The organism is Roseateles sp. GW835-FHT13E02, from assembly GCF_058794035.1.
Window position 1 is genome coordinate 83,071 of the sequence record NZ_JBXAGJ010000014.1, and the last position, 24,386, is coordinate 107,456.

A 24,386-nucleotide genomic window follows, 5' to 3' on the forward strand; every position below is an offset into this window, starting at 1 on the left:
CTGGAATGACATGACTCTGTTTTATATCGTGCTGGCCACTTTCAGCGGCGGCCTGCTCTCGGTGCTGATCGCGGCCAGTGTGACCGTCACCTTGCTGGGGCGGGTGGTGAAGCATCTGGTGGGTCTGTCCACCGGCGTGCTGCTGGGCACAGCCTTGCTCCATGTCTTGCCCGAGGCGTTTGAGAGCCAGGCCAGCCCGCATGCCTTGTTCATGACCCTGCTGGGCGGCCTGCTGTTCTTCTTCCTGCTGGAGAAGGCCGAGCTCTATCGCCACAACCACCACCACGAGGGCGATGGTCACCACCACCATCACCATTTCGATGTCGAGCAGGCGGGGCGCGGCGGCCTGAGCGTGCTGGTGGGTGACAGCATCCACAATTTCTGCGACGGCATCATCATCGCTGCGGCTTTTCTGGCCGACCCGCATCTGGGCTTGGTCACCTCGCTGGCCATCATTGCGCATGAGATCCCGCAAGAGGTGGGCGACTACATCGTGCTGCTCAACGCGGGCTTCTCGCGCGGCAAGGCGCTTCTGTTCAATGCTATCTCGGGCCTGTCGGCGGTGCTGGGCGGGGTGCTGGGCTATTTTGTGGTCGGCCCCTGGGAAAGATTGTTCCCCTTCCTGCTGGTGGCGGCCAGCAGCAGCTTCATTTACGTGGCGGTGGCTGACTTGATCCCGCAGCTGCAGCGCCGTCTGCCGCTGCGCGAGACCTGGCTGCAGCTCTTGTGGCTGAGCGCCGGTTTGGCGATTCCGCTGGTGGTGGTGGCGGTGTCAGGCCATCACTGATGGGCATCACAGAGGTCGAGCGCGATCTCGGGCGCCCGTGAAAAAGGCCGGTGCTGCGCTTTGCAGCCCGGCCTTTGATTTTTTGTGCGAGGGTGAGGGTTCAGCGAACCACCAGCACCGGCACCGTGCAGTGCGTCAGCACCTTCTGGGTCTCGCTGCCCAGCAGCAGTGCTTGCACGCCGCGGCGGCCATGCGAGGCCATGACGACCAGATCGCAGTTGTTTTTGCCCGCGTGTTCGATGATGGCCTCCCAGGCGTGCAAGGCTTCAAGGGTGTGGCCCTCGTGGGGCACGCCGTCCGCCTCGGCCAGAGTCAGCACGGCCTTGACGCGGGCGCTGGCGATGCGCTCCTGCGCGTCGAAGAACTCCTGTGGCGGCGTCGGCTGCATTTCCGACACGGCGCTGTAGGGGAAGGGCTCCTTGACGCTCAGGGCGTAGATCTTGGCGCCATGCACCTTGGCGAGGGCGATGGCAGTGTGGATGGCCTTGGTGGAAATGTCAGAACCGTCAGTGGGCACCAGAATGCGCTTGAACATGGCAAACCTCCGTTGTTGTGGGGTTCAGTTTCAGGGCAGGACCGCCCGCCCATCTTGCGCTATGTCAAGTGAAATGCCCAGTCAGGTTTTCAGCCCTGGGCCACCGGCCGGCTTGGCTCCGAGGACCATTCGCTCCAGGAGCCGGGGTAAAGGCGCGAGCCGCTCAAGCCGGCATGCTCCATGGCCAGCAGGTTGTGGCAGGCGGTGACGCCCGAGCCGCACTGATGCACCACCTCCGCCGGGGCGAACGGCGCCAGCAGGCTGTGAAACTCCTGGCGCAGCTGCTCGGCCGGCTTGAAGCGGCCATCGTCCTGCAGATTGGTCTTGAACAGGCGGTTGCGGGCACCGGGGATGTGGCCGGCCTTGGCGTCCAGCGGCTCTACCTCGCCTCGGAAGCGCTCGGGCGCGCGCGCGTCAATCAGGCGCAGGCGGCCGAGCTGACGCTGCAGCGCATCGGCATCCAGCTGGGGCACCAGGCTGTCGGGCAGGGGGAGGGGCGCGGTGCTGGGGTTTGCTTCCGTCAGCGCCGGGGCGGTGCTCAGCGCGCCTCCGGCCGCCACCCAGGCGGCATGGCCGCCGTCCAGCACCGCCACTTCGGCATGGCCGATCCAGCGCAGCATCCACCACAGACGGGCGGCATACATGCCGCCTTGGCCGTCGTAGGCCACGACCTGCAGACCCGGGCGCAGGCCAAGTGCGGCCATGCGGGCCGCGAATTCGGCGCGATCGGGCAGGGGGTGGCGGCCGCGGAAACGGCCATCCGGCCCGGTCTTGGCGGCGCTCAGGTCACGGTCCAGGTGCAGGTAATGCGCGCCAGGCAGGTGGCCCTGGGCATGGCTGCGTTCGCCGGCGGATGTGTCGGCGAGGTCGAAGCTGGTGTCGATCAGCAGCAGAGCCTGGCCGGCGGCCTGAGCCTGCTGCAGTTCGGTGGCGGTGATCAGGGTCTGAAAGCGAGCGGGGTTCATGGCGTGCGCGATTCCTGGGCTGCGGTGGATTGCGGCGTTGATTGTCTACCGGCTTGGGCCCAGCTGGCGCCCACGCCGGCAGCCACGATCAAGCCCATGCCGATCAGCGCACCGGCATCGACCTGCTCGCCAAAAAACAGCAGGGCGTAGCCGACCGAAAACACGATGCCCAGATACTGCAGCGCCGCGTTGACCAGGGCTTTGCCACGGCCGTAGGCGCGCGTCATCATCAGCTGGGCCGCGGTGGCCAGCAGGCCGACGGCCAGCAGCAGGCCTGCGCCCTTCAGGCTGTGCGGGTGCAGTCCCTGGCTGAGGCCGAGCTGCTGCATGCCGGAGGTGATCAGCGCCCCGGCCAGCACGCCGCCGAGTGAAAAGTAAAACACCACGCGGTACTCGGGCTCGCCAGCCCGGCCCAGGCCAGCCACCTGCAAATAGGCCAGGGCCGAGAGCATGCCGGCGACCAGGCCGATCATGCCAGCCGTGATCTGGTCTTGCGCCAGGGTCGGGCGCAGCACCAGGGCCACGCCGACAAAGCCCAGCAGCACCGCAGCCACCAGACGCGGGCGGACCGGCGCCGTCTTGAACAGCAGGGCGCCCAGAATCATGAACACCGCCATCCAGACCGAGGACATATAGCTGAGCGTCATGGCCGTGCTCAGTGGCAGCTGGCCGATCGAGTAGAACCACAGCGACAGGGCCAGCACGCCCGCCAGGCTGCGACCGAAATGCTTGAGCGGCACGGAGGTGCGCAGGCTTTTGCCTTGCGCCAGCGCCATGCCGCCGACGAGCAGCACGCCGATCAGGCTGCGGTACATGACGATCTCGCTGGCGTCGTAGTAGGCCGAGGCCAGCTTGACGCAGACGCCCATGCTGGCGAACAAGAACGTGGCGGCGACGATCAGCAAAGAGGCGGACATGGCGGGCAGAGCAATCGAGGGCAGGGCTCAGAAAAGACAACGCCCCGGCAGGACGGCTGCGCAGGGCGTTGCGAGGGCTTGGGCAGAGGGTGGCTTGGCGCTCAGCGATCCAGCTTCATCTCACGCCGGTACCACTGGTGGAAATGGCGCATGCCGTCTTCCATCGGGCTCTGGTAGGGGCCGACTTCGTTGTCGCCGCGCTCCATCAGGGCGCGCCGGCCCTGGTCCATGCGCAGGGCGATTTCGTCATCTTCCACGCAGGTTTCCATATAGGCGGCCTGGTGGGCCTCGACGAAGTCGCGCTCGAAGGCGGCGATTTCCTCGGGGTAGTAGAACTCGACGATGTTGGCGGTCTTTTGCGGCCCTTGCGGGAACAGCGTGGACACGACCAGCACATGCGGGTACCACTCGACCATGATGTGCGGGTAGTAGGTCAGCCAGATGGCGCCGGACTCGGGCGGGCGGCCTTCGCGGTACTTGAGCAACTGTTCATGCCAGCGCTGGTAGACCGGCGAGCCGGGTTTGGCCAGATCCTTGTGGATGCCCACGGTCTGCACCGAATGGTGCTCACCGAACTCCCAGGCGAGATCGTCGCAGGTGACGAATTGACCCAGGCCCGGGTGGAAGGGGCCCACGTGGTAGTCCTCGAGGTAGACCTCGATGAAGGTCTTCCAGTTGTAGTCGCACTCGTGCACATGGACCTTGTCCAGCACATAGCCCGAGAAATCGAGTTGGGCAGCTGCCCCTAGATTCTTCAGCGAGGCGGCGACATCGTGACCGTTGTCTTCGAACAGCAGGCCGTTCCACTCGCGCAGCTTGTAGTTGTTCAGGTTCAGGCAGGGATCGTGGTCGAAATGCGGCGCGCCGATCAGCTCGCCCTGCAGGCTGTAGGTCCAGCGGTGCAGGGGGCAGACGATGTTGCTGCGGGTGTTGCCGCGGCCGCGCAGCATCACGGCTTGGCGGTGGCGGCAGACGTTGGAGATCAGCTCCAGGCCTTTGGGGGTGCGCACCAGGGCGCGGCCTTCTTTTTCCTGTGGCAGGGCGTAGTAGTCGCCCACCTCCGGCACGGCCAGGGCATGGCCGATGTAGCGCGGGCCGGCCTGGAAGATCAGCGCCTGCTCGCGCTGGAACAGGGCTTCATCGAAATAGGATGTCACGGGCAGCTGGGTGACGGTGCTGGCGTCTGCCGAGTTGGCAGGGCTGGCGCCGGAGCTGTGCGGTGTTTCAATCACTGAGAGGGCGATGCTCAGGTCGGACATGATCCAAGTGGGTCTCCTAGGAACCGGGGTGTCGGCCCATGCCGACACCGGCCGCGCCAGATGCGCGCAGGCCTGCTGTGGGAAAGAAAAGGATGAAAAAGCATGCAGCCCAGGAGAAGCAAGCCGGGGCGCTGCCGATCGGCGCCCCCTGCGGGTTTCTACTCTGGGGCTTGCCGTGCTGCGAGCAGGCAAGGAGGCGGGATTGTACCCAGGCCAGCCTTCAAGCGCCCCGGCCTGTCAAGTTACCCGCCGTTTCAGTCGTGGCGGCCGGCTGACATTGCCGCTGCGGGCGGGCGTGGCGCACTGACTACAATCGCGGTTTGCTTGTCTCGAACAATGACCCGATCCAGCAGCGCGTCCAAAGCCGCATCCAAAGCCGCCGCTTCCCAGGCGGAGGAGGATTTGGCACACCTTAGCTACGAGCAGGCGCTCGCTGAGCTGGAGCGTTTGCTGGCCGATATGGAGGGTGGCCAGCTGCCGCTCGATCAGTTGCTGGAGAGTTACAAGCGGGGTGCCGGCCTGTTGGGGCTGTGCCGATCGCGACTGCAGGCCGTAGAACAACAAGTCAAGGTGCTGGAGGGCGAGGGATTGAAACAATGGGGAGAGTCCTGAGCGTGGATGCTGGTGTGTTTGAACAATGGATGCAGCGCTCGCTCGCTGCGTGTGAATCAGCGCTGGACGGATTTGTCCCCGTCAATGCCCCGGCAGGTCTGGGCGAAGCCATGCGCTATGCGGTGCTCGACGGCGGCAAGCGCCTGCGCCCCTTGCTGGTGCTGGCCACCTGCGAAGCTGTCGCCGGTCATGCGGGCGCGGCCATGCGCGCGGCCTGTGCGGTGGAGTTGATTCATGCCTACTCTCTGGTGCATGACGACATGCCCTGCATGGATGACGATGTGCTGCGCCGTGGCAAACCCACCGTGCACGTCAAGTTCGGCGAGGCCCAGGCCATGCTGGCGGGCGACGCCATGCAGGCTCTGGCCTTCGAGGTGCTGACGCCGGACGAGGCGGACTCCGATATGGCGCCGGCCTTGCAAGCCCGCTTGTGCAGCCTGCTGGCCCGCTCGGCCGGCCATGCCGGCATGGCCGGCGGCCAGGCCATCGACTTGGCCAGCGTGGGCAAGCAGCTCGATGAATGCACGCTGCGTGACATGCACCGCCGCAAGACCGGCGTCTTGCTGCAAGCCAGCGTGATGATGGGCGCCGCCTGCGGCGACATCAGCCCGGCCGCGCGCCAGGCCTTGTCGGATTACGGCGCGGCTCTGGGCCTGGCCTTCCAGGTGGTCGATGACATCCTCGATGTAACCCAAGATTCCACCGTGCTGGGCAAGACCGCCGGCAAGGACCAAGACGCCAACAAGCCGACCTATGTGTCGGTGCTGGGCCTGGAGCCTGCCCGCGCCCTGGCTCGCCAGCTCCGCGACGACGCCCACCGGGCCCTGGCGGCCACCGGCCTGCGCAACACTGCCTGGTTGGGCCTGTTGGCCGATATGGTCGTGGAACGAGACAACTGAGCAAACGCGGCACCATCATCCATGAGTGACTCTCTGCTGCACACCATCAACAGCCCGGCCGATCTGCGCCGCCTGCCTCGCACCGAGCTGCCCAAGCTGGCCGGTGAATTGCGTGCCTATGTGCTGGACACCTTGTCCAATTCGCGCATCGGCGGTCATCTGGGCTCCAATCTGGGCACGGTCGAGCTGACCGTGGCTCTGCACTATGTGTTCAACACCCCGCATGACCGTATGGTCTGGGATGTGGGTCACCAGACCTATCCGCACAAGGTGCTGACCGGCCGTCGCGACGCGCTCGCCACCATCCGCCATTTCGGCGGCATCAGCGGCTTTCCGCGCCGCGACGAGAGTGAATACGACACCTTCGGAACGGGCCACTCGAGCACCTCCATCTCGGCCGCCCACGGCATGGCCATGGCTGCCAAACTCAAGGGTGAGGACCGCAAGGCCGTGGCCATCATCGGCGACGGGGCGATGACGGCCGGCATGGCTTTCGAAGCGTTGAACAATGCCGGCGTCGCCCACGGCGGCGTGATGGGCGATGTGCTGGTGATCCTGAACGACAACGACATGTCGATCAGCCCCCCGGTCGGCGCGCTGAACAAATACCTGGCCCGTCTGATGAGCGGCAGCTTCTACGCCTCGGCGCGCGAGGGCGCTAAGTCGGTGTTGAAGAACACGCCGCTGTACGAATTCGCCAAGCGCTTCGAAGAGCACACCAAGGGCATGGTCGTGCCCGGCACCATCTTCGAAGAGTTCGGCTTCAACTACGTCGGCCCCATCGATGGCCACGACCTCGATGCCTTGATTCCGACCCTGGAGAATCTGCGCGGCAAGAAAGGCCCGCAGTTCCTCCATGTGGTCACCAAGAAGGGCCAGGGCTACAAGCTGGCCGAGGCCGATCCGGTCAAGTACCACGCCGCACCGGGCAAGTTCGACCCATCGGTCGGTTTCGTCAAATCGGCAGCGCCGGCCAAGGTCAGCTTCACCCAGGTGTTTGGTGACTGGCTCTGCGATATGGCCGAGGCCGACAGCCGCCTGATTGGCATCACGCCGGCCATGCGCGAAGGCTCGGGCATGGTGGAGTTCCACAAGCGCTTCCCGACTCGCTACCACGATGTCGGCATCGCCGAGCAGCATGCGGTGACGGTGGCCGGCGGCATGGCTTGCGAGGGCATGAAGCCGGTGGTGGCGATCTATTCCACCTTCCTGCAGCGTGCGTATGACCAATTGATCCACGACGTGGCCCTGCAGAACCTGCCGGTGCTGTTTGCCCTGGATCGTGCCGGTCTGGTCGGTGCCGACGGTGCCACCCACGCCGGCAACTACGACATCGCCTTCACTCGCTGCATCCCGAATATGGCGGTCCTGACCCCGGCGGACGAGAACGAATGCCGCCAGGCGCTCTACACCGGCTACCAGCACAGCGGCCCGGTGACCGTGCGCTACCCGCGTGGTGCCGGTGTGGGCGTGGAAGTCCAGAAGACCATGAGTCTGCTGCCCTGGGGCAAGGGCGAGCTGCGCCGGCAATCGAGCAAGCCGCAGCTCGCGGGCGCGGCCGGCGCGCCGCGCATCGCCATCCTGGCCTTCGGTACCTTGCTGTACCCGGCCTTGGAAGCGGCCGAGCAACTCGACGCGACCGTGGCCAATATGCGTTTTGTGAAGCCGCTCGATGTCGAGCTGGTCACCGAGTTGGCGCGCACGCACGATGCCCTCGTCACCGTGGAAGACGGCTGTTTGATGGGTGGCGCGGGCTCGGCCGTGATGGAGGTCTTGCAAGCGGCCGGGCTCAATCCGCCGGTGCTGGTGCTGGGCCTACCCGATGAATTCATCGAGCACGGCGAGGTGCCCAAGCTGATGGCGGCTTGCGGCCTGGACGCCAGCGGCATCGAACAAGCCATTCTCAAGCGCTTCGGCGCCCGACCCAGCCTGCTGCGCCCCGCCGCCAATCAGTGAAGCATGGCCGCCAAGACCTTGCCGCGGCAAGGTTGGCGGCTTGCTGGCAAGCTGAGGGCTTCAGGGTTATCCCGTAATTTCTGCGGCCACATCGACGGGCCGCGCACCCGATTGCATGAACCAAGTCACCAGCGCCCTCCACATTCCCGACACCCAGAGCGAGCGCGATGAGCGCCACCTCGTCATCCAGCGCGTCGGCGTCAAGGATGTGCGCTACCCGCTGCAGATCCAGGTCGGTACGCAGGCGCAGCCCACGGTGGGCACCTGGACGCTGGATGTCAGCTTGCCGGCCGAGAAGAAGGGCACGCACATGTCCCGCTTCGTCGCCTGGCTCGACGCCTTGCAGGCGCCGCTGGATGCCGCCTCGCTGCGTGAGCTGCATGGTCAGATGCTGGTCAAGCTGGAGGCGGTCGAGGGCCGCATCGAAGTGGCGTTCAGCTTCTTCATCCGCAAGCGCGCGCCGGTGTCCGGCATCGAGAGCCTGCTGGACTACCAAGGCCGCCTGATCTCTGAAACCCGAGCTGGCCAGACCACGGTCTGGGCCGAGGTGGCCGTGCCGGTCAAGAGCCTGTGCCCCTGTTCCAAAGAGATCTCCGACTACGGCGCCCACAACCAGCGCTCGCTGGTGACGGTGCGCGCCGAAATCGGCGCCCAGGCGGTCAGCTGGCAAGAACTGGTGCGCTTCGCCGAGGAAAGCGCCTCCAGCGAAATCTGGCCCTTGCTCAAGCGCAGCGACGAGAAGTGGATCACCGAGCATGCCTACGAGAACCCCAAGTTCGTCGAGGATCTGGTGCGCGATGTGGCCCTCCGCCTGAACGCCGATCCGCGCATCGGTCGCTACACGGTGGACGTCGAGAACTTCGAGTCCATCCACAACCATTCGGCTTACGCGCGCATCGAGCGGCTCTAAATCAGCGAAGGGCGAGTTCCAGCGCTTGGCTCATGCGGCTCGCTTGATGCTGTAGGGCCTGCAGAAAGCTTTGTGCCAGCGGTTGCGCCGGCCGGTACATCGGCAGCAGGGCCGAGACCTGAAAAGGCACGGATACGCTGAAGCGTCTCAGCTGTAGGCCCGGGCCGGCCAGGGCCAGCGCCGTCAAGGGATTGACGATGGCCAGGCCCAGGCCTTGCTGGACCATCGCGCACACGGCCACGGCGCTGTGGGTTTCCACGCGCAAGCGGCGTTGCACGCCGGCCTCCGCGAACAGGGCATCCAGCTGCAGCCGGTACGGGTCCTCGGCCGAGAGGCTGATGAAATCCTGGCCCTCGAAGTCCGAAGGCTGCAGCACCTGACGCGCCAGCAGCGGGTGGCCTGCAGGCAATACACACACCTCATCCAGGGTCAGCACCGGCACCCGCTGTGTGCCCTCGGCGTTGTGCGCCTGCTGCTCGCTCAGGCCCAGGTCGAAGCGCTGCGCCCCCATCCATTCCTCGAGCAAGGGCGATTCCTGGGGTGTGATGGACAGCTGCGCCGCCGGGTGGGCGGCCAGAAAGTCGGCACAGGCGGCAGGCAGCAAGGCATGGCTGAGGGCAGGCAGGCAGAGCACGGCCAACTGCACCTGCTCGTCCCGGCCCAGTTGCGCGGCGCGGCTGCGGATGCGGTCCAGGCCCTGGTAGCTGCGCTGCACTTCGTCGAACAAGGCCAGGCCCCGCGCGGTGGCGCGCAGGCGGCCGCGCTGGCGCTCGAACAGGGCATAGCCCAGCAGTTGCTCCAGCCGCGCCAGCTCACGGCTCAGTGTCGGCTGCGAGCTGCGCAGCAGCTGGGCGGCTTCGGTGACGCTGCCGGCCGTCATGACGGCGCGGAAGACTTCGATATGGCGCAGGCTGATGTCCGGGTTCACGAGATGAGCATATCCAAAATGAATTGGGTGTTTATAAATCAATATTTGAATGAATGGCGCAGGGCAGGCATGCTTCAGCCATTCCCTGAACCCTGCCCGAGAGAGCCCGCCCATGCCTGCTGCCACCCTGACCCCCACCCGCCTGCAAGCCCTGGCCCAGAATTTCGGCACGCCCTTGTGGGTCTACGACGCCGGCACCATCCGTGAGCGCATCGCCGCATTGCGGGCCTTCGATGCCATCCGCTTTGCGCAAAAAGCCTGTTCCAACACCCACATCCTGCGCCTGATGCGCGAGCAGGGCGTCAAGGTCGATGCCGTCTCGCGCGGCGAGGTGCTGCGTGCCTTGGCGGCCGGCTACCGCGCCGATGGCTCGGTGCATTCGGACATCGTTTTCACGGCCGATCTGCTGGACCGCGAGACCCTGGCGACCGTGATCGAGCACCAGGTGCCGGTCAATGCCGGCTCCATCGACATGCTGCACCAACTGGGCGCTGCCTCACCCGGCCACGGCGTCTGGCTGCGCATCAACCCCGGTTTCGGCCATGGCCACAGCAACAAGACCAACACCGGCGGCGAGCACAGCAAGCACGGCATCTGGCATGCCGACCTGCCGGCCGCCCTGGTGGCGGTGCAGGCGCAGGGCCTGCGCCTGATCGGCCTGCACATGCACATAGGCTCGGGCGTGGACTACCGCCATCTGTCCGAGGTCTGCGGGGCCATGGTGGACCTGGTGCGTCAGGTGCAGGCGGCCGGCATGGACTTGCAGGCGATCTCGGCCGGCGGCGGCTTGTCGATTCCCTACCGCGATGGCGAGCCCGTCATCGACACCGAACATTACTTCGGCCTCTGGGATCAGGCGCGCCAGCAGGCGCAAACCCTGCTGGGCCACGCCTTGCAGCTGGAGATCGAGCCGGGCCGCTACCTGGTGGCCGAGAGCGGTGTGCTGCTGGCCGAGGTGCGCGCCAGCAAGGACGTGGGCCGCAACCATTTCGTGCTGGTGGATGCCGGCTTCAATGAGCTGATGCGCCCGGCCATGTATGGTGCCTTCCATGCCATGAGCCTGCTGCCGGCCGATGGCCGCGCGGCGGGTGCCGAGCGGCCATCGGTGGTGGCCGGCCCGCTGTGCGAATCGGGCGATGTGTTCACGCAGGTGGACGGTGGCGTGGTCGAGCCGCGCCTGCTGCCGGCCGCCCAGGTCGGTGATCTGCTGGTGATTCACGACACCGGCGCCTACGGTGCCTCCATGTCCAGCAACTACAACAGCCGGCCGCTCGCGGCTGAGGTGCTGGTGGATGGCGAGCAGCAGCGCCTGATCCGCCGCCGGCAGACGGTGGAGGAATTGCTGGCGCTGGAGGCGGGGCTGTGAGCCGATGACAAAGACGTGACGCCTCGATCTGATTCTTGATAGTCCAGCTCAATAGGCACAAGCAATGACAGTGATTTGATTAATCAAACCTGCAAGCCGGGGCTTGCTTTTATGATTCATCCATCGCAGGTTTTCGAGCTTGTGCCACCCTCTCTATCAACCCAAAGGAAATGTCATGTCCTTGATCAACACCCAAGTCCAGCCTTTCAAGACCGAAGCCTTCCACAACGGCAAGTTCGTCACCGTCAGCGACGAGAGCCTGAAGGGCAAGTGGTCCGTGCTGATCTTCATGCCGGCGGCTTTCACCTTCAACTGCCCGACCGAAGTCGAAGACGCGGCCGACAGCTACGCTGAATTCCAAAAGGCTGGTGCCGAGGTCTACATCGTCACCACCGACACCCATTTCTCGCACAAGGTCTGGCACGAAACCTCGCCGGCCGTGGGCAAGGCCAAGTTCCCCCTGGTTGGCGACCCGACCCACAAGCTGACCCGCGCTTTCGGCGTGCACATCGAAGAAGAAGGCCTGTCGCTGCGCGGCACCTTCGTGATCAACCCGGACGGCATCATCAAGACCGCCGAAGTGCACTCCAACGAAATCGCCCGCGACGTGTCGGAAACCCTGCGCAAGCTGAAGGCCGCCCAGTACACCGCCGCCAACCCCGGCCAAGTGTGCCCGGCCAAGTGGAAGGAAGGCGCCAAGACCATCGCTCCTTCGCTGGACCTGGTCGGCAAGATCTAAGTCTGCGTCAGACTGGATCGAATGACGATTGAATTCGCAGGCCCGGGAGGGCTTGCGATTCCCCTTCAGCGAGATCTGTTGTTCAAGCTCCGCTGAAAGCGCCCCGGCCTCTCCGGCTGAACCTCAGGGCGTTTTCAGAGTGGCTTCGCAGCGCCACGCCTGTACACCCCGAAAACGGAGAAGCACCATGTTGGACGCACAACTGAAGACCCAGCTCAAGGCCTACCTCGAGCGCGTCACCCAACCTTTCGAAATCATCGCCAGCCTGGATGAGCGCGAGGCCTCGAGCGAGTTGCTCGGCCTATTGCAGGACATCGCGGCGATGTCGGACAAGATCACGCTCAAGACCGACGGCCAAGCCGAACGCCGCCCGTCCTTCAGCCTGAACCGCACGGGCTCGGACATGAAGCTCAGTTTCGCCGCCATTCCCCTGGGCCACGAGTTCACCTCCCTGGTGCTGGCCCTGCTGTGGGTGGGTGGCCATCCGCCCAAGGTCGAGCCCGAGGTGATCGAGCAGATCCGCGGCCTGGATGGCGATTTCAGCTTCGAGGTCTATATGTCCTTGAGCTGCCACAACTGCCCCGATGTGGTTCAAGCCCTGAGCCTGATGGCGGTGCAGAACCCGCGGGTCAAGACCGTGGTCATCGACGGCGGCCTGTTCCAGGACGAGGTCAATGCCCGCGAGATCATGGCCGTGCCCAGCATCTACCTGAACGGCCAGTTCTTCGGCTCGGGCCGCATGACGGTGGAAGAGATCGTGGCCAAGCTGGACACCGGTGCCGCCGCTCGCGATGCCGCCAAGCTCAGCGAGAAGGCACCCTACGACATGCTGATCGTCGGCGGCGGCCCGGCCGGCGCGGCCGCGGCCGTGTACGCCGCCCGTAAGGGCATCCGCACCGGTGTGGCGGCCGAGCGTTTTGGCGGCCAGGTGAACGACACCCTGGCGATCGAGAACTATGTCTCCGTGCTCGAAACCGACGGCCCCAAGTTCGCCGCCGCGCTGGAAGGCCATGTCAAAGCCTACGACGTGGACATCATGAATCTGCAGCGCGCCGAGAAGCTGATCCCGGCGACCGAGCCCGGCGGCCTGATCGAGGTGCAGCTGGCCAATGGCGGCACGCTCAAGTCGCGCTCGGTCATCCTGTCCACCGGCGCACGCTGGCGCAATGTCAATGTGCCCGGCGAGCAGGAGTACAAGAACAAGGGCGTGGCCTACTGCCCGCATTGCGACGGCCCGCTGTTCAAGGGCAAGCGCGTGGCGGTGATCGGCGGTGGCAACTCCGGCGTGGAAGCGGCCATCGACCTGGCCGGCATCGTCGCCCATGTCACCCTGATCGAGTTCGGCGAGGCCTTGCGTGCCGATGCGGTGCTGGTCAACAAGCTCAAGAGCCTGCCCAACGTCACCATCCACACTTCGGCCCAAACGACCGAATTCACTGGCGAAGGCGGCAAGCTCAACGGCCTGAACTACACCGACCGCAACAGCGGTGAAGCCCATCGCATCGAGCTGGAAGGTGTGTTCGTGCAGATCGGCCTGGTGCCCAACACCGAGTGGCTCAAGGGCGTGGTGGAGCTGAGCAAGCACGGCGAGATCATCGTCGATGCCAGGGGCCAGACCTCGCTGCCCGGCGTATTTGCCGCCGGCGACGTGACCACCGTGCCCTTCAAGCAGATCATCATCGCCACGGGCGAGGGCGCCAAGGCGGCACTCGGCGCCTTTGACTACCTGATGCGCCAGCCGGTCCTGTGAACCCGAGGGGCCTGGCTGGCGCTTGGGGCTGGTGAGACGGGCATCAGCCCGCGTCAGCCCCAAGGTAGCGCCACACGGGGGCCAAGCCCCAGTGCCAGGCGGCCAGGCCCAAGGCCGCGCTGTAAATGCAGGCCAGCAGGCCTGCAGCCCATGCGTAAAGCAAGAGCAAGCCATCCCGCAAGGCCAGCCCCAGGCCCAGCAGCGCCATGCACAAGGCTGGCAGCACATTGCCCAGCGGCAGGGGCAAGAAAATCAAGGCGCCCATCAAGGCCACGATTGCGGCCATCCAAGGGCGCGGCCCGGCCTGTGTGAGCGAACCGAGGCCGTGCTGGCCGCGCGCAAAGCGGGCCGCTCGCTCATAAAGCCAAGCCATCATCAGCAATGCGCGGCGTGCCCAGCGAGCCGGCATCTGAAAAGCTGCCACGCGCGCGGGCAGGGCGCCGACTGGGTCGCCGCGCCAGATCGGCACGGCCAGCATCATCAGCGCCAAGCCCATGACGTTGCCCACGCCGGGCACGGGCAAAACACAAGGTGCGGCCAGCACCAGCAGCAGCGAGCCCAATCCAGCAGAGCCTTGCAACGTCGCGAGCTCAGCCAGGCTCACCGCTTCAGCGTTCAAGCGTGCTGCGGCTTCCCGCAAGCGCTGGTGAGGTGGCTGAAAGGCCCCGGGCGGCGAAGCCACATGGGGGTTCGAAGATGAAGGGTCAGTCGTCATGGGTCCCCTAGTTTGGGCTGCCCGTGTGACGGCCATGCCATGCCTTCATGCACGGACTGTGAACTGACCTGCTCCTGTCTTGACGGCGTCACGCCGGTTTCATCATGCCTGCCTAGACTCGCCGGCCATCGGTCACTTGACCACACCGCCCCAAGCCCTGATGGCCAGATTGATTGCCTTGTTGTTGCTGGCCAGTTTGCTCAGCGCCTGTTCGCCACGGCTGATGCTGGTGCGCAGCGTGGCGGACGAGCTGGCCAGCCAGGGCCAAGCGGAAGAGGAAGACCTGGGGTTGGCGCGTGAATCCGCCGCCTTCTACCTGAAGCTCTCGGAATCTCTGCTGCGCCAGACGCCGGACCATCTGGCCCTGGCCGAATCGGTGGCCGGCGGTTTCACCCAGTACGCCTATGCCTTCGTGGCCTTCGAGGCCGAGCGCCTGGAGAGCCGCGACGCCCGCACCGCGTTGCAGCTGCGCCAGCGCGCTGCGCGCCTGTACTTGCGCGCCCACCGCCATGCCATGGCGGCCTTGGAAGCCCGGCATGGCGGCGGCTTGCGTCAGGCCTTGCAGATGGCACAGCCGCTGCCGCCCCTGCCGAGCGAACAGGTGGGCCTGGCCTACTGGGCCGCAGCCTCCTGGGCGGCCTACATCTCCTTGTCCAAGCACAACCCCGACATCGTGGCCGATCTGCCGCAGGCCCAGCGCCTGGCTGAACTGGCCTGGGCCACCCAGCCCCTGCATGGCGAGGGCGCATTGGCCGCGCTGCTGGGCACGCTGGAGGCTGCGCGCCCCGGCGGCAGCAGCCGCCGTGCCGAAGCCTTGTTTGCGCAAGCGTTGACGGCCGCGGCCGGCCGCAATGCCGGCGTGTATGTCGGCCAGGCCGAGTCGCTGGCCCAGCCCGCTGGCGACCGCCCGGCCTTTGAGGCCTTGCTGCGCCAGGCCCTGGCCGTTCCCGGCAACAGCCTGGGCAATCAGCTGATGCGCCAGCGCGCGCAGTGGCTGCTCGACAGTGCCGACGATTTGTTCTGAGGCTGGGGCGGCTCGCCGCCCCATCTTGCACTGAAAACACCTAACTTCGACAACACCATGACCCGAATCCGCCGTCGCCATGCCGCCGCCTGCCTCCTGGCCCTGTGCACCGCCGGTGCGAGCTGGGCGCAAGCACCGGTGCAGTTGCGCATCGGCAGCCTGGTGCCCAAGAACTCGCAGTACCACCAGCAGCTGATGGAGATGGGCGAGGGCTGGCGCGCCGCGCAGGGCAGCCAAGCCCGGTTCACGGTCTTCACCGATGGCAGCCAGGGCGGCGAGGCCGAGCTGGCGCGCCGCATGCGCATCGGTCAGCTGCAAGGCGCGCTGATGTCGGTGGTGGGCTTGCGCGAGATCGAGCCCACGGTGGCGGCCTTGCAGAACCTGCCTTTGTTGTTCCGCAGCTGGGAGGAGGTCGACCATGTGCGCGAGAAGATGCGCCCCGCCATGGAGCAGCGGTTTCTGGAGCGGGGCTTTGTGGTGGTGGCCTGGGGCGATGCCGGTTGGGTGCGCTTCTTTTCCAAAGAGCCAGCGTCGCGGCCCGAAGACTTCAAGCGCATGAAGTTCTTTGCCTGGGGCTCGGAGCCCGAGCAGCAGGCCATCATGAAGAACCTCGGCTACACGCCGGTGCCGCTGGAGACCGCCGATATCCTGCCGGCCATGCAGACCGGCATGATCCATGTGGTGCCTGCAACCCCGTACTTCGCGCTGGCCAGCCAGATCTACAACACGGCATCGAACATGCTGGACATCAACTGGGCGCCCATCGTCGGCGCCCTGGTGGTCACCAAAAAGGCCTGGGACGCCATGAGCCCGGCGGCCCAGCAGGCGCTCAAGGTCGGCGGTGAAAATGCCGGTCTGGCCATGCGCCAGCAAGCGCGCCGCGAGGTGGATGAAGCGGTCGAGGCCATGAAGAAGCGCGGCCTCAAGGTCAACAAGCCCACACCCGAGCAGATGCGCGAGTGGAGCGAGCTGGCCGAGCGCCTCTATCCGCGCATTCGCGGCAGCATGGTGCCGGCCGAAACCTTTGATGAGGTCTTTCAGCACCTCAAGGCCTACCGCGCCAGCAGGGGTCTGTGAGCATGCGCTTGGAAGTGGCGCCGAACCTGTCCCGCACGCCGCCGACGGTCAACCCTCTCACTCAAAGCCTGAGTCGCTTTGACGAAGGCCTGGCTTCTCTGGCTCTGGCGCTGATGGTGCTGCTGCCGCTGGTCGAGCTGGCGCTGCGCCCCATGATGGGCCGGGGCATCGAGAACGCGCCCGTGCTGGTGCAGCATCTGGGCCTGCTTCTGGCCATGTTCGGTGCCATCGCGGCCGAGCGCCACGGCCACCTGAGCACCCTGGGCAGCAGCCTGGCCCAGCGGGGCGGCGAGCGCCAGCAGCGGTGGGTTCAGGCCTTCGCCAAAGGCGGCTCGGCCCTGTTGTGCGGCATGTTGACTTGGGCCAGCTGGCGCTTTGTGGCCAGCGAGATCGAAACCGCGCATCCGCTGGCCTATGGGCTGCCGGTCTGGTGGGTGCAGGCCTGCATGCCTCTGGGCTTTGCCTGGCTGGGTTTGAAGCTGGGCATGCGCTGCGCAAGCCGTCCGTTCCCTCAGATCGCCTGCGCTGTGCTGCTGACTCTGGGCGGTTGGTTGCTGGCCTCGGTGGCGGATGGCCAGGGCGGCCGGCTGTGGCCGGCGCTGGTGCTGCTCTTGCTGGCGCTCCTGGCCGGCGCGCCGGTGTTTGCGGTGCTCGGCGGTTTGGCGATGGCTCTGTTTTGGAGCGATGGCCTGCCGCTGGCTTCCATCGCCTTGTCGCACTACCAGATCACGGTCAACCCCTCGCTGCCGGCGCTGCCCTTGTTCACCCTGGCCGGTTTGGTGATGGCGCGCACCGGCGCAGCGCAGCGCCTGGGCGCGCTCTTTGTGGCCTTGTTCGGCGGCGGCGCGCGCGGCACGGTGCTGGCGGCGGCGGTGCTGTGCTCGGCCTTCACGGCCTTCACCGGTGGCAGCGGCGTGACCATTCTGGCGCTGGGTGGCTTGCTGCTGCCCTTGCTGCGCAATGCCGGCTACCCCGAGCAACGCGGCATCGGCCTGGTCACCAGTGCCAGCGCCCTGGGTGTGCTCCTGGCCCCCTCGGTGCCCTTGATCATGTATGCGGTGATCGCCCGGGTGCCCATCATGGACATGTTCCTGGCCGGCCTGCTGCCGGCGCTGGTGATGGTGGTGTGCCTGCTGCTGTTCGGCGGCTTTCTGCGGGGCAATGCCAGGGCGGATCCGGTGCTCAGCTCGCGCCCGAATGCGCGTCAGGCGCTGGCGGCGGCCTGGACGTCCAAATGGGAGCTGCTGGCGCCGGTGGTGGCGATCGGCTCCCTGGCCGGCGGCCTGGCCACCCCCACCGAGAGCGCCGCATTGACGGCCGCCTATGCGCTGCTGACCCAGGCTGTGGCGCACCGTGAGCTCAGCTGGCGCCTGCTCGGGCGCTGCCTTTCGGAAAGCGCGCAGCTGATCGGCGGCGTGATGTTGATCCTGGGCATGGCGCTGGCGCTGACCAATTTCCTCGTCGATGCGGGCATTCCCGATCTGGCCGTGGAGTGGGTGCAGGGGGCGATTCCTAACAAGTACCTCTTCTTGCTGGCGCTGTGCGCCTTCCTGTTTGTGGCTGCCGCCTTGATGGAGATTTTTGCGGCCATCGCCGTGCTGGTGCCCTTGCTGCTGCCGCTGGCGCAGAGCTACGGCATCGACCCCGTGCACTTCGGCATCATCTTTCTGGCGGCGATGGAGGTCGGCTTCCTTTGCCCGCCGGCGGGCATGAACATCTACTTCGCCGCCGCCATGTTCGGCAAGTCGATCCGCTATGTGGGCCGGGCGGTCTTGCCGGCCATGCTGGCCATCTTTGTGGGCACGCTGCTGATCGGGCTGCTGCCGGCGCTGAGTACCGGGCTTGCTGCGCTCATGGCCCGAGCGCCTGCCGTCTGAATCACACGCCCGAGGGCCGCACGGCCATGATTCAAGCCGCTGCGGCCGCAGCCTGCCTGCTGCGGAACAGGCCTTCGACGCTGTAGATCGCCAGGGCCGCCCAGATCAGGCCAAAGCCCACCAGGCGCGTGGCGGCAAATGGCTCGTGGTACAGCCACACACCCAGCATGAACTGGATGCTGGGCGAGATGTACTGCAGCAGGCCCAGTGTGGCCATGGGAATGCGCCGCGCACCGGCTGCGAACAGCAGCAGGGGCGCGGCGGTCAGCGGGCCGGCAAACAGCAGCCAGAGCAGGGTGGAGGGCGCCTCGGCGCCATGGGACAGGGCGCTCTGGCCCTGCCAGGTCCACCAGGCCATGGCTGCAGCCGCCAGCGGCGCCAGCAGCAAGGTCTCCAGGGTCAGGCCCTCCAGCGCACCCAGGCTGGCGATCTTGCGCAGCAGGCCGTAAACGCCGAAGCTGGCCGCCAGCACCAGGGCCACCCAGGGCAGGCGGCCGGTCTGCAGCGTCAGCCACAGCACCCCCGCCGCCGCCAGGGCCACGGCCAGCCACTGCAGCGGCCGCGGGCGCTCATGCAGCACCGCAAAGCCCAGGGCCACATTGACCAGGGGGTTGATGAAGTAGCCCAGGCTGGCATCGAGCACATGGTCGTTCTGCACCGCCCAGACGTAGGTCAGCCAGTTCACCGACAAGAGCAGGGCCGAGAGCAGAAAGGCCGCCAGCACCTTGGGCTGGCGCAGCACCTGGCCCAGCCAGGCCCAGCGCTTGAGCACCGTCAGCACCCCCAGCAGGAACACCAGGCACCAGAGCGTGCGGTGGGCCACCACCTCCAGCGAGGGCACCTGGGCGATCTGCTTGAAATAGAGCGGGAACAGGCCCCAGAGGGTGTAGGACAGGGCGGCGAAAAGCACCCCGCGGCTGGCCGAGGCGGCGGCTGAAGAGGAGGGGGCGGGGCTGCGGTTCATGCCTGCATTGTCGGCCCAGGCCGGTGCGCGGGCAGCGGTCAGGCGTGCCAAGGATGTCAAAAGTCATGCCGGGCAAATACGTGCTTCGCAAGGGCCAGCGCGCATGGCCCAATCGCGAATCCTGTGGCGTGCAAGGCTTGAGGGTCAGGTCTTGCCAATGGCCCGGGACGTCGGCTCAGCTCCTGGCGCCGACTTCGTGACTCTGTACACCTCAAGGTCTCTTCATGCCCATGCGCTCTTCTTCGCCGGTGGCGTCCGCCGCACTGTTTGCTTGCTTGCTCTTGGGTTCTGGCGCGGTGCTGGCTCAAGCAGCCGGTGCTTCTTCGGGCAGCGCCGCCCCGGCGCCCTATGACTTCAAGGCCAACTACACCAAGTACGAGTACCGCATCCCGGTGCGCGACGGTGTGCGCCTGGCCACCACGGTCTACGTGCCCAAGGACAGCAGCAAGAAGTACCCCATCCTGATGACGCGCACGCCCTACAGCTGCGCGCCCTACGGCTCCGACCGCTACAGCGGCCGCCTGGCGCCCAGCGAGGATTTCCTCAAGGCCGGCTACATCCTCGTCTGCCAGGACGTGCGCGGCCGCAATATGTCGGAGGGGCGCTTTGTCGAGATGACGCCCCATGTGCCGAACAAGAAGAGCAAGAACGATGTCGACGAAAGCAGCGATATGCACGACAGCGTGCAATGGCTGCTGGACCATGTGGCCGGCCACAACGGCCGGGTCGGCATCTGGGGCAATTCCTACCCCGGCTTCTACAGCGCCGCGTCCATCATCGATTCGCATCCGGCCATCAAGGCCGCATCGCCTCAAGCGCCGATTGCCGATTACTACAAGGGCGACGACGGCTACCACGGCGGTGCCTTCATGCTGGCCCATAACTACGGCTTCTTCACCAGCTTCAAGCCCCAGCCCAACCCCACCTCCGAGCCCTCACGCTGGGGCGAGTTCCGCTACAGCAGCGGCGACGCCTACAACTACTTCCTCAAGCTCGGCAATCTCAGCAATATCGCCAAGACCCTGGGCACGCCGGGCAACCCCTATTTCAACGACCTGATCGAGCACGACAACTACGACGAGCACTGGAAGCCGAAATCCATCACCCCGCACCTCAAGGGCATCCGCGCCGCCGTGCTGACCGTGGGCGGCTGGTTCGATGCCGAGGATCTGCCTGGCCCTCTGGCCATCTACCGCAGCATCGAAACCCGCAACCCCGGCATCAGCAACCAGATCGTCATGGGCCCCTGGCGCCATGGCGGCTGGTTCCGCACCGCCGGCAAGTCCATGGGCTCGGTCAGCTTTGGCGGCAACAACAGCGAGTACTTCATGAAGCAGGTGATGCTGCCCTTCTTCGAGCAGCATTTGCGCGGTCAGGGAGAGGCCAAGATCGCCGAGGCCACCATGTTCGAGACCGGCAGCAATGTCTGGCGCCACTACCCGGCCTGGCCGCCGGCCGAGGCCAAGCCGCGCCAGCTCTACTTCCAGGCCGGCGGCAAGCTCGACTGGAAGCGGCCCGAGGCCAGCGCAGGCACCGAGGCGGTGGATCGTTACGTCAGCGACCCCAACAAGCCCGTGCCCTTCACCAGCTACGCCGCCCAAGGCATGCCGGCCGAGTACATGGTGGGCGATCAGCGCTTTGCCGCCACCCGGCCCGATGTGCTGGTCTATCAGACCGAGGTGCTGGAACGCGACCTGACGGTGGCCGGCCCGATCAAGGCCCGGCTGTATGTGTCCACCACCGGCAGCGACAGCGACTTCATCGTCAAGCTGATCGATGTCTACCCGCACGACATGGAAGACGAAAGCCCTTCAGGCCCGCCGCCCAGCGACGTGCCGCCGCCGCGCCAGACCCTCAACAGCTACCAGCAGCTGGTCCGCGGCGAGCCGCTGCGCGCCCGCTTCCGCAAAGGCCTGGACAAGCCCGAGGCCGTGGTGCCCGGCGAGGTGATGGCCCTGGACATCGAGCTGCCCGACGTCAACCACAACTTCCGCCGCGGCCACCGCCTGATGGTCCAGGTGCAAAGCAGCTGGTTCCCCCTGCTGGACCGCAACCCCCAGCGCTTTGTGCGCATCAAGGATGCCGCGCCTGAGGACTTCCAGCCGGCCACGCAGACCCTGTTCCGCGCGGGTGATCGGGCGTCGCAGCTGGAGATGCGGGTGATTGAGGGGCACTGATCAGGCGTGCGTTTAAGGCCGGAGGGGGCAGCTTGGCGGGTGTGCTTCAGCCAAGCCTCGGCCTTCCTCAAACTTTGCGTTGATGCCCTTTGTGGGGAGACATCAGCTCTTGGCTTTGGACTAAGGCTGCCATGCTTCGTTCACCGATTTAATCAAGCATGATCATTCAGGGAAGACATGCTATTTCCCCATTTTGTTGGGGCATGGGTCATCGTCTTCCATCAATCTAAAGCTAGTGGCAAATCGGTCCAGCTGGGCATTCGCCTGCTGCAGCTGTTCGGGCTCGTTCACGAGCGCGCCAATCGTTGCGATGCTCTTGCCGGAGGCCGTGACGGTGGAAAGAAAGTAGATTCCGCGAACGTCCTGCGGATCATTTTCAAAGAGGCGCCAGCGTAGGAAGTAGGTCACTGGCGTCGATCGATAGGCTTTACGCTGGGTTCGTTTCAGCTCCGTATATTTCGTGTGGCTCAGCCCTAAGTCGGCAGCCCTATTGGCATGCCAGGCTACGTAGGCCGGTAGAAGTTCGGTCGCCGGTTTGGTTTGGCCCGCGTCGACGAACTGGCTGACTTCGAGAGTTTTAAATCCAAGCCTCAAGCCTTCCACGAAAAAAACGACTTCGTTGGGCTCGCGTTGATCGATTCTTTGGTATCCCGCAGCGTTCAAGATGGCGAAGTAGTAGTCGCCTTCTGGTTGCCAAGTGACAAAGCGCAGATCGCTGGTGTTCGAATCTATGTAGGCTGTTGTTCCGCCTTCATTGACGCAAGTCGTCGCATGGACTGTGCCGCAAGCGATGAGCGCACAGCTGGCCGCGAGCTTGTAGCCCGAGCGAGCCCCACTTCGGCGGAAGATGCATCGAAGCAATGTTCGGATCACGCTTGTGTCCTTTCGTGGAGTCAAGCATTGCACTTTTCGGCAATGGGCGTCTGGCAGCAGTTCAAGTAGCTGCGACGTTACGGGCAGCGATGTCGCGACAGGATACCTAGACATGCAAACCGCAAGCTTATTCGGGGAGCAGCCACCGTTTTCGGGCATCAACTCTTTGACTCATCCGAATCCTTGAGCCTCCCGCCAAACTGCCTGCCCCCAATCCTCCCCCTCGCCCGTCCGCCACGCCCCGCGCCCCAACATCGCCTCCCACTCCGGACCCGGCGCCGCGCGCAGCTGCAGCGCCTCTCCAGTCCATGGGTGCCGGATGTTCAGTTCCAGCGCGTGCAGCCACAGGCGCTGCGTGCCCAGGAAGGCGGCGACGGCTCGGTTGTGGGCGCCCTTGCCGTGCGTGGCGTCGCCGATGATGGGGTGGGCGATGTGCTTGAGGTGGCGGCGGATCTGGTGGCGGCGGCCGGTGAGCGGGCGGGCTTCGAGCAGGCTGTAGCGGCTCGCGGGGAAGCGCGGGTCCAGGGCCAGCGGCCATTCGACCCGGGCCAGGCTGCGCCAGTCGGTGCGTGATTCCAGGAGGGGCTGGCCGGCGGAGGGCAGCTCGGGGTCACGGGCCAGGGGGTGTTCGATGCGGCCTTCCGCTGCCGCCGGCCAGCCGCGCACCAGGGCCAGGTAGCGCTTGCGGGCCTGGCCTTGCTCAAAGGCCTGGCCCAGCTGCGAGGCGGTGTCGGCGTCGAGTGCAAACAGCAGCAGGCCCGAGGTGCCGCGGTCCAGGCGGTGCGCCGGCCAGACGGGGCGGCCCAGCTGATCGCGCAGCAGCTGCAGGGCGAAGACCTGTTCCTGCGCGGCAATGCTGCTGCGGTGGACCAGCAGGCCGGCGGGCTTGGCGATGGCGACGAGGTGTTCGTCGATGTGGATGATCTGCAACATGGTGGGGGGTGAGTATTACCTGCGGCGCGGGGTGCGGGCAGAAACCGGCACGGCTGCCGCAGGGTGTCCGAGCCCATGGATGGGGCTGTTTTCTCCGGTAGCCATGAGGAAAACCTCGCGGCTGTGCGCTGTGCAAGCGCGCCCCACCTTTCGGGGGGGATGGTGGGGCGGCGCCACGGTCGAAACAATCCTGTCATCGCCAGAACCCATCATTTGATTGCTGAAAAAGAAGGCGCCGCAGCTTGGCGCTGTCAAGGAGTCCCCACCATGCCGCAAGTCTTTCACGTCGGATATCGCTCACCCTGGGTCAGTGCCGTGGCCTGGGTTTTGATGGCGCTGGGCCTGGCCGGGTTGGGGCTGATGGGCTTCTGGTTGGGCAGTGGGGTGGGCGCCGGCCTGCCCAGCTTGCGCAGCGTCTGGGGCCTGGGCCTGATGCTGGCGCTGCTGCTGGCCTCGGGCTTGTGCATCACCGGGGGTCAGGGCTTGCTGCGCCGCTACGAGTGGGCGCGCCGCCTCTGCCGCGGCCTGCTGGTCGCCCTGCTTCTGGCTTCGCCCATGCTGCTCTGGGTCAGCGGCTCGCACCTGCTGCTGGCCGCCCTGTGCCTGGTCTGGAGTGCCGTCATCCTGTGGACGGTGCACACGCTCAACACCCGCAGCGTGCGCCAGGAGTTCGCCTGATTCGCGTTGGCGTTTTGGCTTCAGCCCTCAGCTGAGCTCCCCGTCCAGATAGAACCAGGCTCCGTTCTGACGCACAAAGCGGCTGCGCTCCTGCAGGCGCTGAGCCCGCCCGCCGAGCTTGCAGCGGGCCACAAACTCCACCCAGGCATGGTCGGCGTCGAGCTGGCCATGCTTCTTCACCTCCAGGCCCAGCCATTTCAGGCCCGGCTCATTGGGGCTCAGCTCGGCCGGCCGCGTGCTGGCATGCCAAGTCGCTTGCAGATAGGCCAGCTCATCGAGCACATAGGCGCTGTAGCGCGAGCGCATGAGGGTCTCGGCGCTGTCGGCCAGCAGCTCGCCGCTGGCGGCGAACTGGGCGTGCAGCCGGCCACAGCAGCGTCGGTAGGAGGCGGCGCGGCCGCAGGGGCAGGGCAGGTCTTCGGTGGCTTTCATCGGCCGCATGATG

General features: G+C 66.0%; 23 protein-coding genes. 13 read left to right on the forward strand and 10 right to left on the reverse strand.

The genetic code is table 11. The annotated features are described in order from the left end of the window. Positions 1-10 precede the first annotated feature (10 nt). The gene (locus AC1Q6P_RS14945; protein WP_492664705.1) at positions 11-787 is read left to right on the forward strand and encodes a ZIP family metal transporter; all 777 of its coding nucleotides are present in this window, start codon (positions 11-13) and stop codon (positions 785-787) included. A 100-nt stretch (positions 788-887) separates the two neighbouring features. Here the strand turns inward: AC1Q6P_RS14945 and AC1Q6P_RS14950 are convergent, their stop codons facing one another. The 4 genes from AC1Q6P_RS14950 to AC1Q6P_RS14965 all read right to left on the reverse strand — a co-directional run bounded on the left by AC1Q6P_RS14950 (position 888) and on the right by AC1Q6P_RS14965 (position 4,463). Further along, a complete protein-coding gene (locus tag AC1Q6P_RS14950) occupies positions 888-1,322 on the reverse strand; it encodes a universal stress protein (protein WP_102766495.1) in 435 nt (144 codons plus the stop codon). Positions 1,323-1,411: 89 nt separating this feature from the next. Continuing rightward, positions 1,412-2,287: a sulfurtransferase gene (locus AC1Q6P_RS14955; RefSeq protein WP_492664704.1), complete on the reverse strand. Its 876-nt coding sequence runs from the start codon at positions 2,285-2,287 to the stop codon at positions 1,412-1,414. Next, the gene (locus AC1Q6P_RS14960) at positions 2,284-3,204 is read right to left on the reverse strand and encodes a DMT family transporter (RefSeq protein WP_492664703.1); all 921 of its coding nucleotides are present in this window, start codon (positions 3,202-3,204) and stop codon (positions 2,284-2,286) included. Before AC1Q6P_RS14960 ends, AC1Q6P_RS14955 begins: the two co-directional genes overlap by 4 nt. Positions 3,205-3,305: 101 nt before the next feature. Next, positions 3,306-4,463, reverse strand: a complete 1,158-nt coding sequence (locus AC1Q6P_RS14965; RefSeq protein WP_102766498.1) for an aromatic ring-hydroxylating oxygenase subunit alpha — start codon at positions 4,461-4,463, stop codon at positions 3,306-3,308. A gap of 336 nt (positions 4,464-4,799) precedes the next feature. On the opposite strand from AC1Q6P_RS14965, the gene xseB reads away from it, so the two are divergent. The 4 genes from xseB (at position 4,800) to folE2 (ending at position 8,840) form a co-directional block, all read left to right on the forward strand. Further along, positions 4,800-5,075, forward strand: coding sequence for an exodeoxyribonuclease VII small subunit (gene xseB, locus AC1Q6P_RS14970; RefSeq protein WP_102766499.1), 276 nt, complete (start codon positions 4,800-4,802; stop codon positions 5,073-5,075). Continuing rightward, positions 5,060-5,974, forward strand: a complete 915-nt coding sequence (locus AC1Q6P_RS14975; protein ID WP_492664702.1) for a polyprenyl synthetase family protein — start codon at positions 5,060-5,062, stop codon at positions 5,972-5,974. Before xseB ends, AC1Q6P_RS14975 begins: the two co-directional genes overlap by 16 nt. Before the next feature lie 21 nt (positions 5,975-5,995). Beyond that, positions 5,996-7,930: a 1-deoxy-D-xylulose-5-phosphate synthase gene (gene dxs, locus AC1Q6P_RS14980; protein ID WP_492664701.1), complete on the forward strand. Its 1,935-nt coding sequence runs from the start codon at positions 5,996-5,998 to the stop codon at positions 7,928-7,930. Positions 7,931-8,045: 115 nt separating this feature from the next. Continuing rightward, the gene (gene folE2 / locus AC1Q6P_RS14985; RefSeq protein WP_492664700.1) at positions 8,046-8,840 is read left to right on the forward strand and encodes a GTP cyclohydrolase FolE2; all 795 of its coding nucleotides are present in this window, start codon (positions 8,046-8,048) and stop codon (positions 8,838-8,840) included. 1 nt (position 8,841) lies between these two features. Here folE2 and AC1Q6P_RS14990 read toward each other — a convergent pair whose 3' ends face one another. Beyond that, a complete protein-coding gene (locus AC1Q6P_RS14990) occupies positions 8,842-9,720 on the reverse strand; it encodes a LysR family transcriptional regulator (RefSeq protein ID WP_492664751.1) in 879 nt (292 codons plus the stop codon). Positions 9,721-9,880: 160 nt separating this feature from the next. Between AC1Q6P_RS14990 and lysA the strand changes: the two genes are divergently transcribed. The 3 genes from lysA (at position 9,881) to ahpF (ending at position 13,623) form a co-directional block, all read left to right on the forward strand. Further along, positions 9,881-11,134 carry a diaminopimelate decarboxylase gene (lysA, locus tag AC1Q6P_RS14995; protein WP_492664699.1) on the forward strand — a complete coding sequence of 418 codons (1,254 nt, stop codon included), beginning with the start codon at positions 9,881-9,883 and terminating at the stop codon, positions 11,132-11,134. A gap of 175 nt (positions 11,135-11,309) precedes the next feature. Continuing rightward, entirely contained in the window at positions 11,310-11,873 is a 564-nt protein-coding gene (ahpC, locus tag AC1Q6P_RS15000; protein ID WP_102766505.1) for an alkyl hydroperoxide reductase subunit C, read from the forward strand. Between the two features lie 187 nt (positions 11,874-12,060). Next, positions 12,061-13,623, forward strand: a complete 1,563-nt coding sequence (ahpF, locus tag AC1Q6P_RS15005) for an alkyl hydroperoxide reductase subunit F (protein WP_492664698.1) — start codon at positions 12,061-12,063, stop codon at positions 13,621-13,623. A 43-nt stretch (positions 13,624-13,666) separates the two neighbouring features. Here ahpF and AC1Q6P_RS15010 read toward each other — a convergent pair whose 3' ends face one another. Next, a complete protein-coding gene (locus AC1Q6P_RS15010) occupies positions 13,667-14,374 on the reverse strand; it encodes an exopolysaccharide biosynthesis protein (protein ID WP_492703238.1) in 708 nt (235 codons plus the stop codon). A 124-nt stretch (positions 14,375-14,498) separates the two neighbouring features. Between AC1Q6P_RS15010 and AC1Q6P_RS15015 the strand changes: the two genes are divergently transcribed. The 3 genes from AC1Q6P_RS15015 to AC1Q6P_RS15025 are packed head-to-tail and all read left to right on the forward strand — an operon-like array spanning position 14,499 to position 18,316. Beyond that, positions 14,499-15,362: a TRAP transporter TatT component family protein gene (locus tag AC1Q6P_RS15015; RefSeq protein WP_492664696.1), complete on the forward strand. Its 864-nt coding sequence runs from the start codon at positions 14,499-14,501 to the stop codon at positions 15,360-15,362. A gap of 57 nt (positions 15,363-15,419) precedes the next feature. Further along, positions 15,420-16,439: a TRAP transporter substrate-binding protein gene (locus AC1Q6P_RS15020; protein WP_492664695.1), complete on the forward strand. Its 1,020-nt coding sequence runs from the start codon at positions 15,420-15,422 to the stop codon at positions 16,437-16,439. 2 nt (positions 16,440-16,441) lie between these two features. After that, complete coding sequence (locus AC1Q6P_RS15025) at positions 16,442-18,316, forward strand: TRAP transporter large permease (protein ID WP_492664750.1); 1,875 nt, start codon at positions 16,442-16,444, stop codon at positions 18,314-18,316. A 31-nt stretch (positions 18,317-18,347) separates the two neighbouring features. Here the strand turns inward: AC1Q6P_RS15025 and rarD are convergent, their stop codons facing one another. Beyond that, positions 18,348-19,280: an EamA family transporter RarD gene (gene rarD / locus AC1Q6P_RS15030; RefSeq protein ID WP_492664694.1), complete on the reverse strand. Its 933-nt coding sequence runs from the start codon at positions 19,278-19,280 to the stop codon at positions 18,348-18,350. 230 nt (positions 19,281-19,510) lie between these two features. On the opposite strand from rarD, the gene AC1Q6P_RS15035 reads away from it, so the two are divergent. Further along, a complete protein-coding gene (locus tag AC1Q6P_RS15035) occupies positions 19,511-21,457 on the forward strand; it encodes a CocE/NonD family hydrolase (RefSeq protein ID WP_492703240.1) in 1,947 nt (648 codons plus the stop codon). Positions 21,458-21,637: 180 nt separating this feature from the next. Here AC1Q6P_RS15035 and AC1Q6P_RS15040 read toward each other — a convergent pair whose 3' ends face one another. Beyond that, a complete protein-coding gene (locus tag AC1Q6P_RS15040; RefSeq protein ID WP_492664692.1) occupies positions 21,638-22,330 on the reverse strand; it encodes a hypothetical protein in 693 nt (230 codons plus the stop codon). Between the two features lie 171 nt (positions 22,331-22,501). Then, positions 22,502-23,263 carry a pseudouridine synthase gene (locus tag AC1Q6P_RS15045; RefSeq protein WP_492664691.1) on the reverse strand — a complete coding sequence of 254 codons (762 nt, stop codon included), beginning with the start codon at positions 23,261-23,263 and terminating at the stop codon, positions 22,502-22,504. Positions 23,264-23,530: 267 nt separating this feature from the next. Here AC1Q6P_RS15045 and AC1Q6P_RS15050 point away from each other — a divergent pair, with 267 nt between their 5' ends. Continuing rightward, positions 23,531-23,941: a hypothetical protein gene (locus AC1Q6P_RS15050; protein ID WP_492664690.1), complete on the forward strand. Its 411-nt coding sequence runs from the start codon at positions 23,531-23,533 to the stop codon at positions 23,939-23,941. A 27-nt stretch (positions 23,942-23,968) separates the two neighbouring features. Here the strand turns inward: AC1Q6P_RS15050 and AC1Q6P_RS15055 are convergent, their stop codons facing one another. Further along, complete coding sequence (locus AC1Q6P_RS15055; RefSeq protein WP_492664689.1) at positions 23,969-24,373, reverse strand: YchJ family protein; 405 nt, start codon at positions 24,371-24,373, stop codon at positions 23,969-23,971. Positions 24,374-24,386 lie beyond the last annotated feature (13 nt).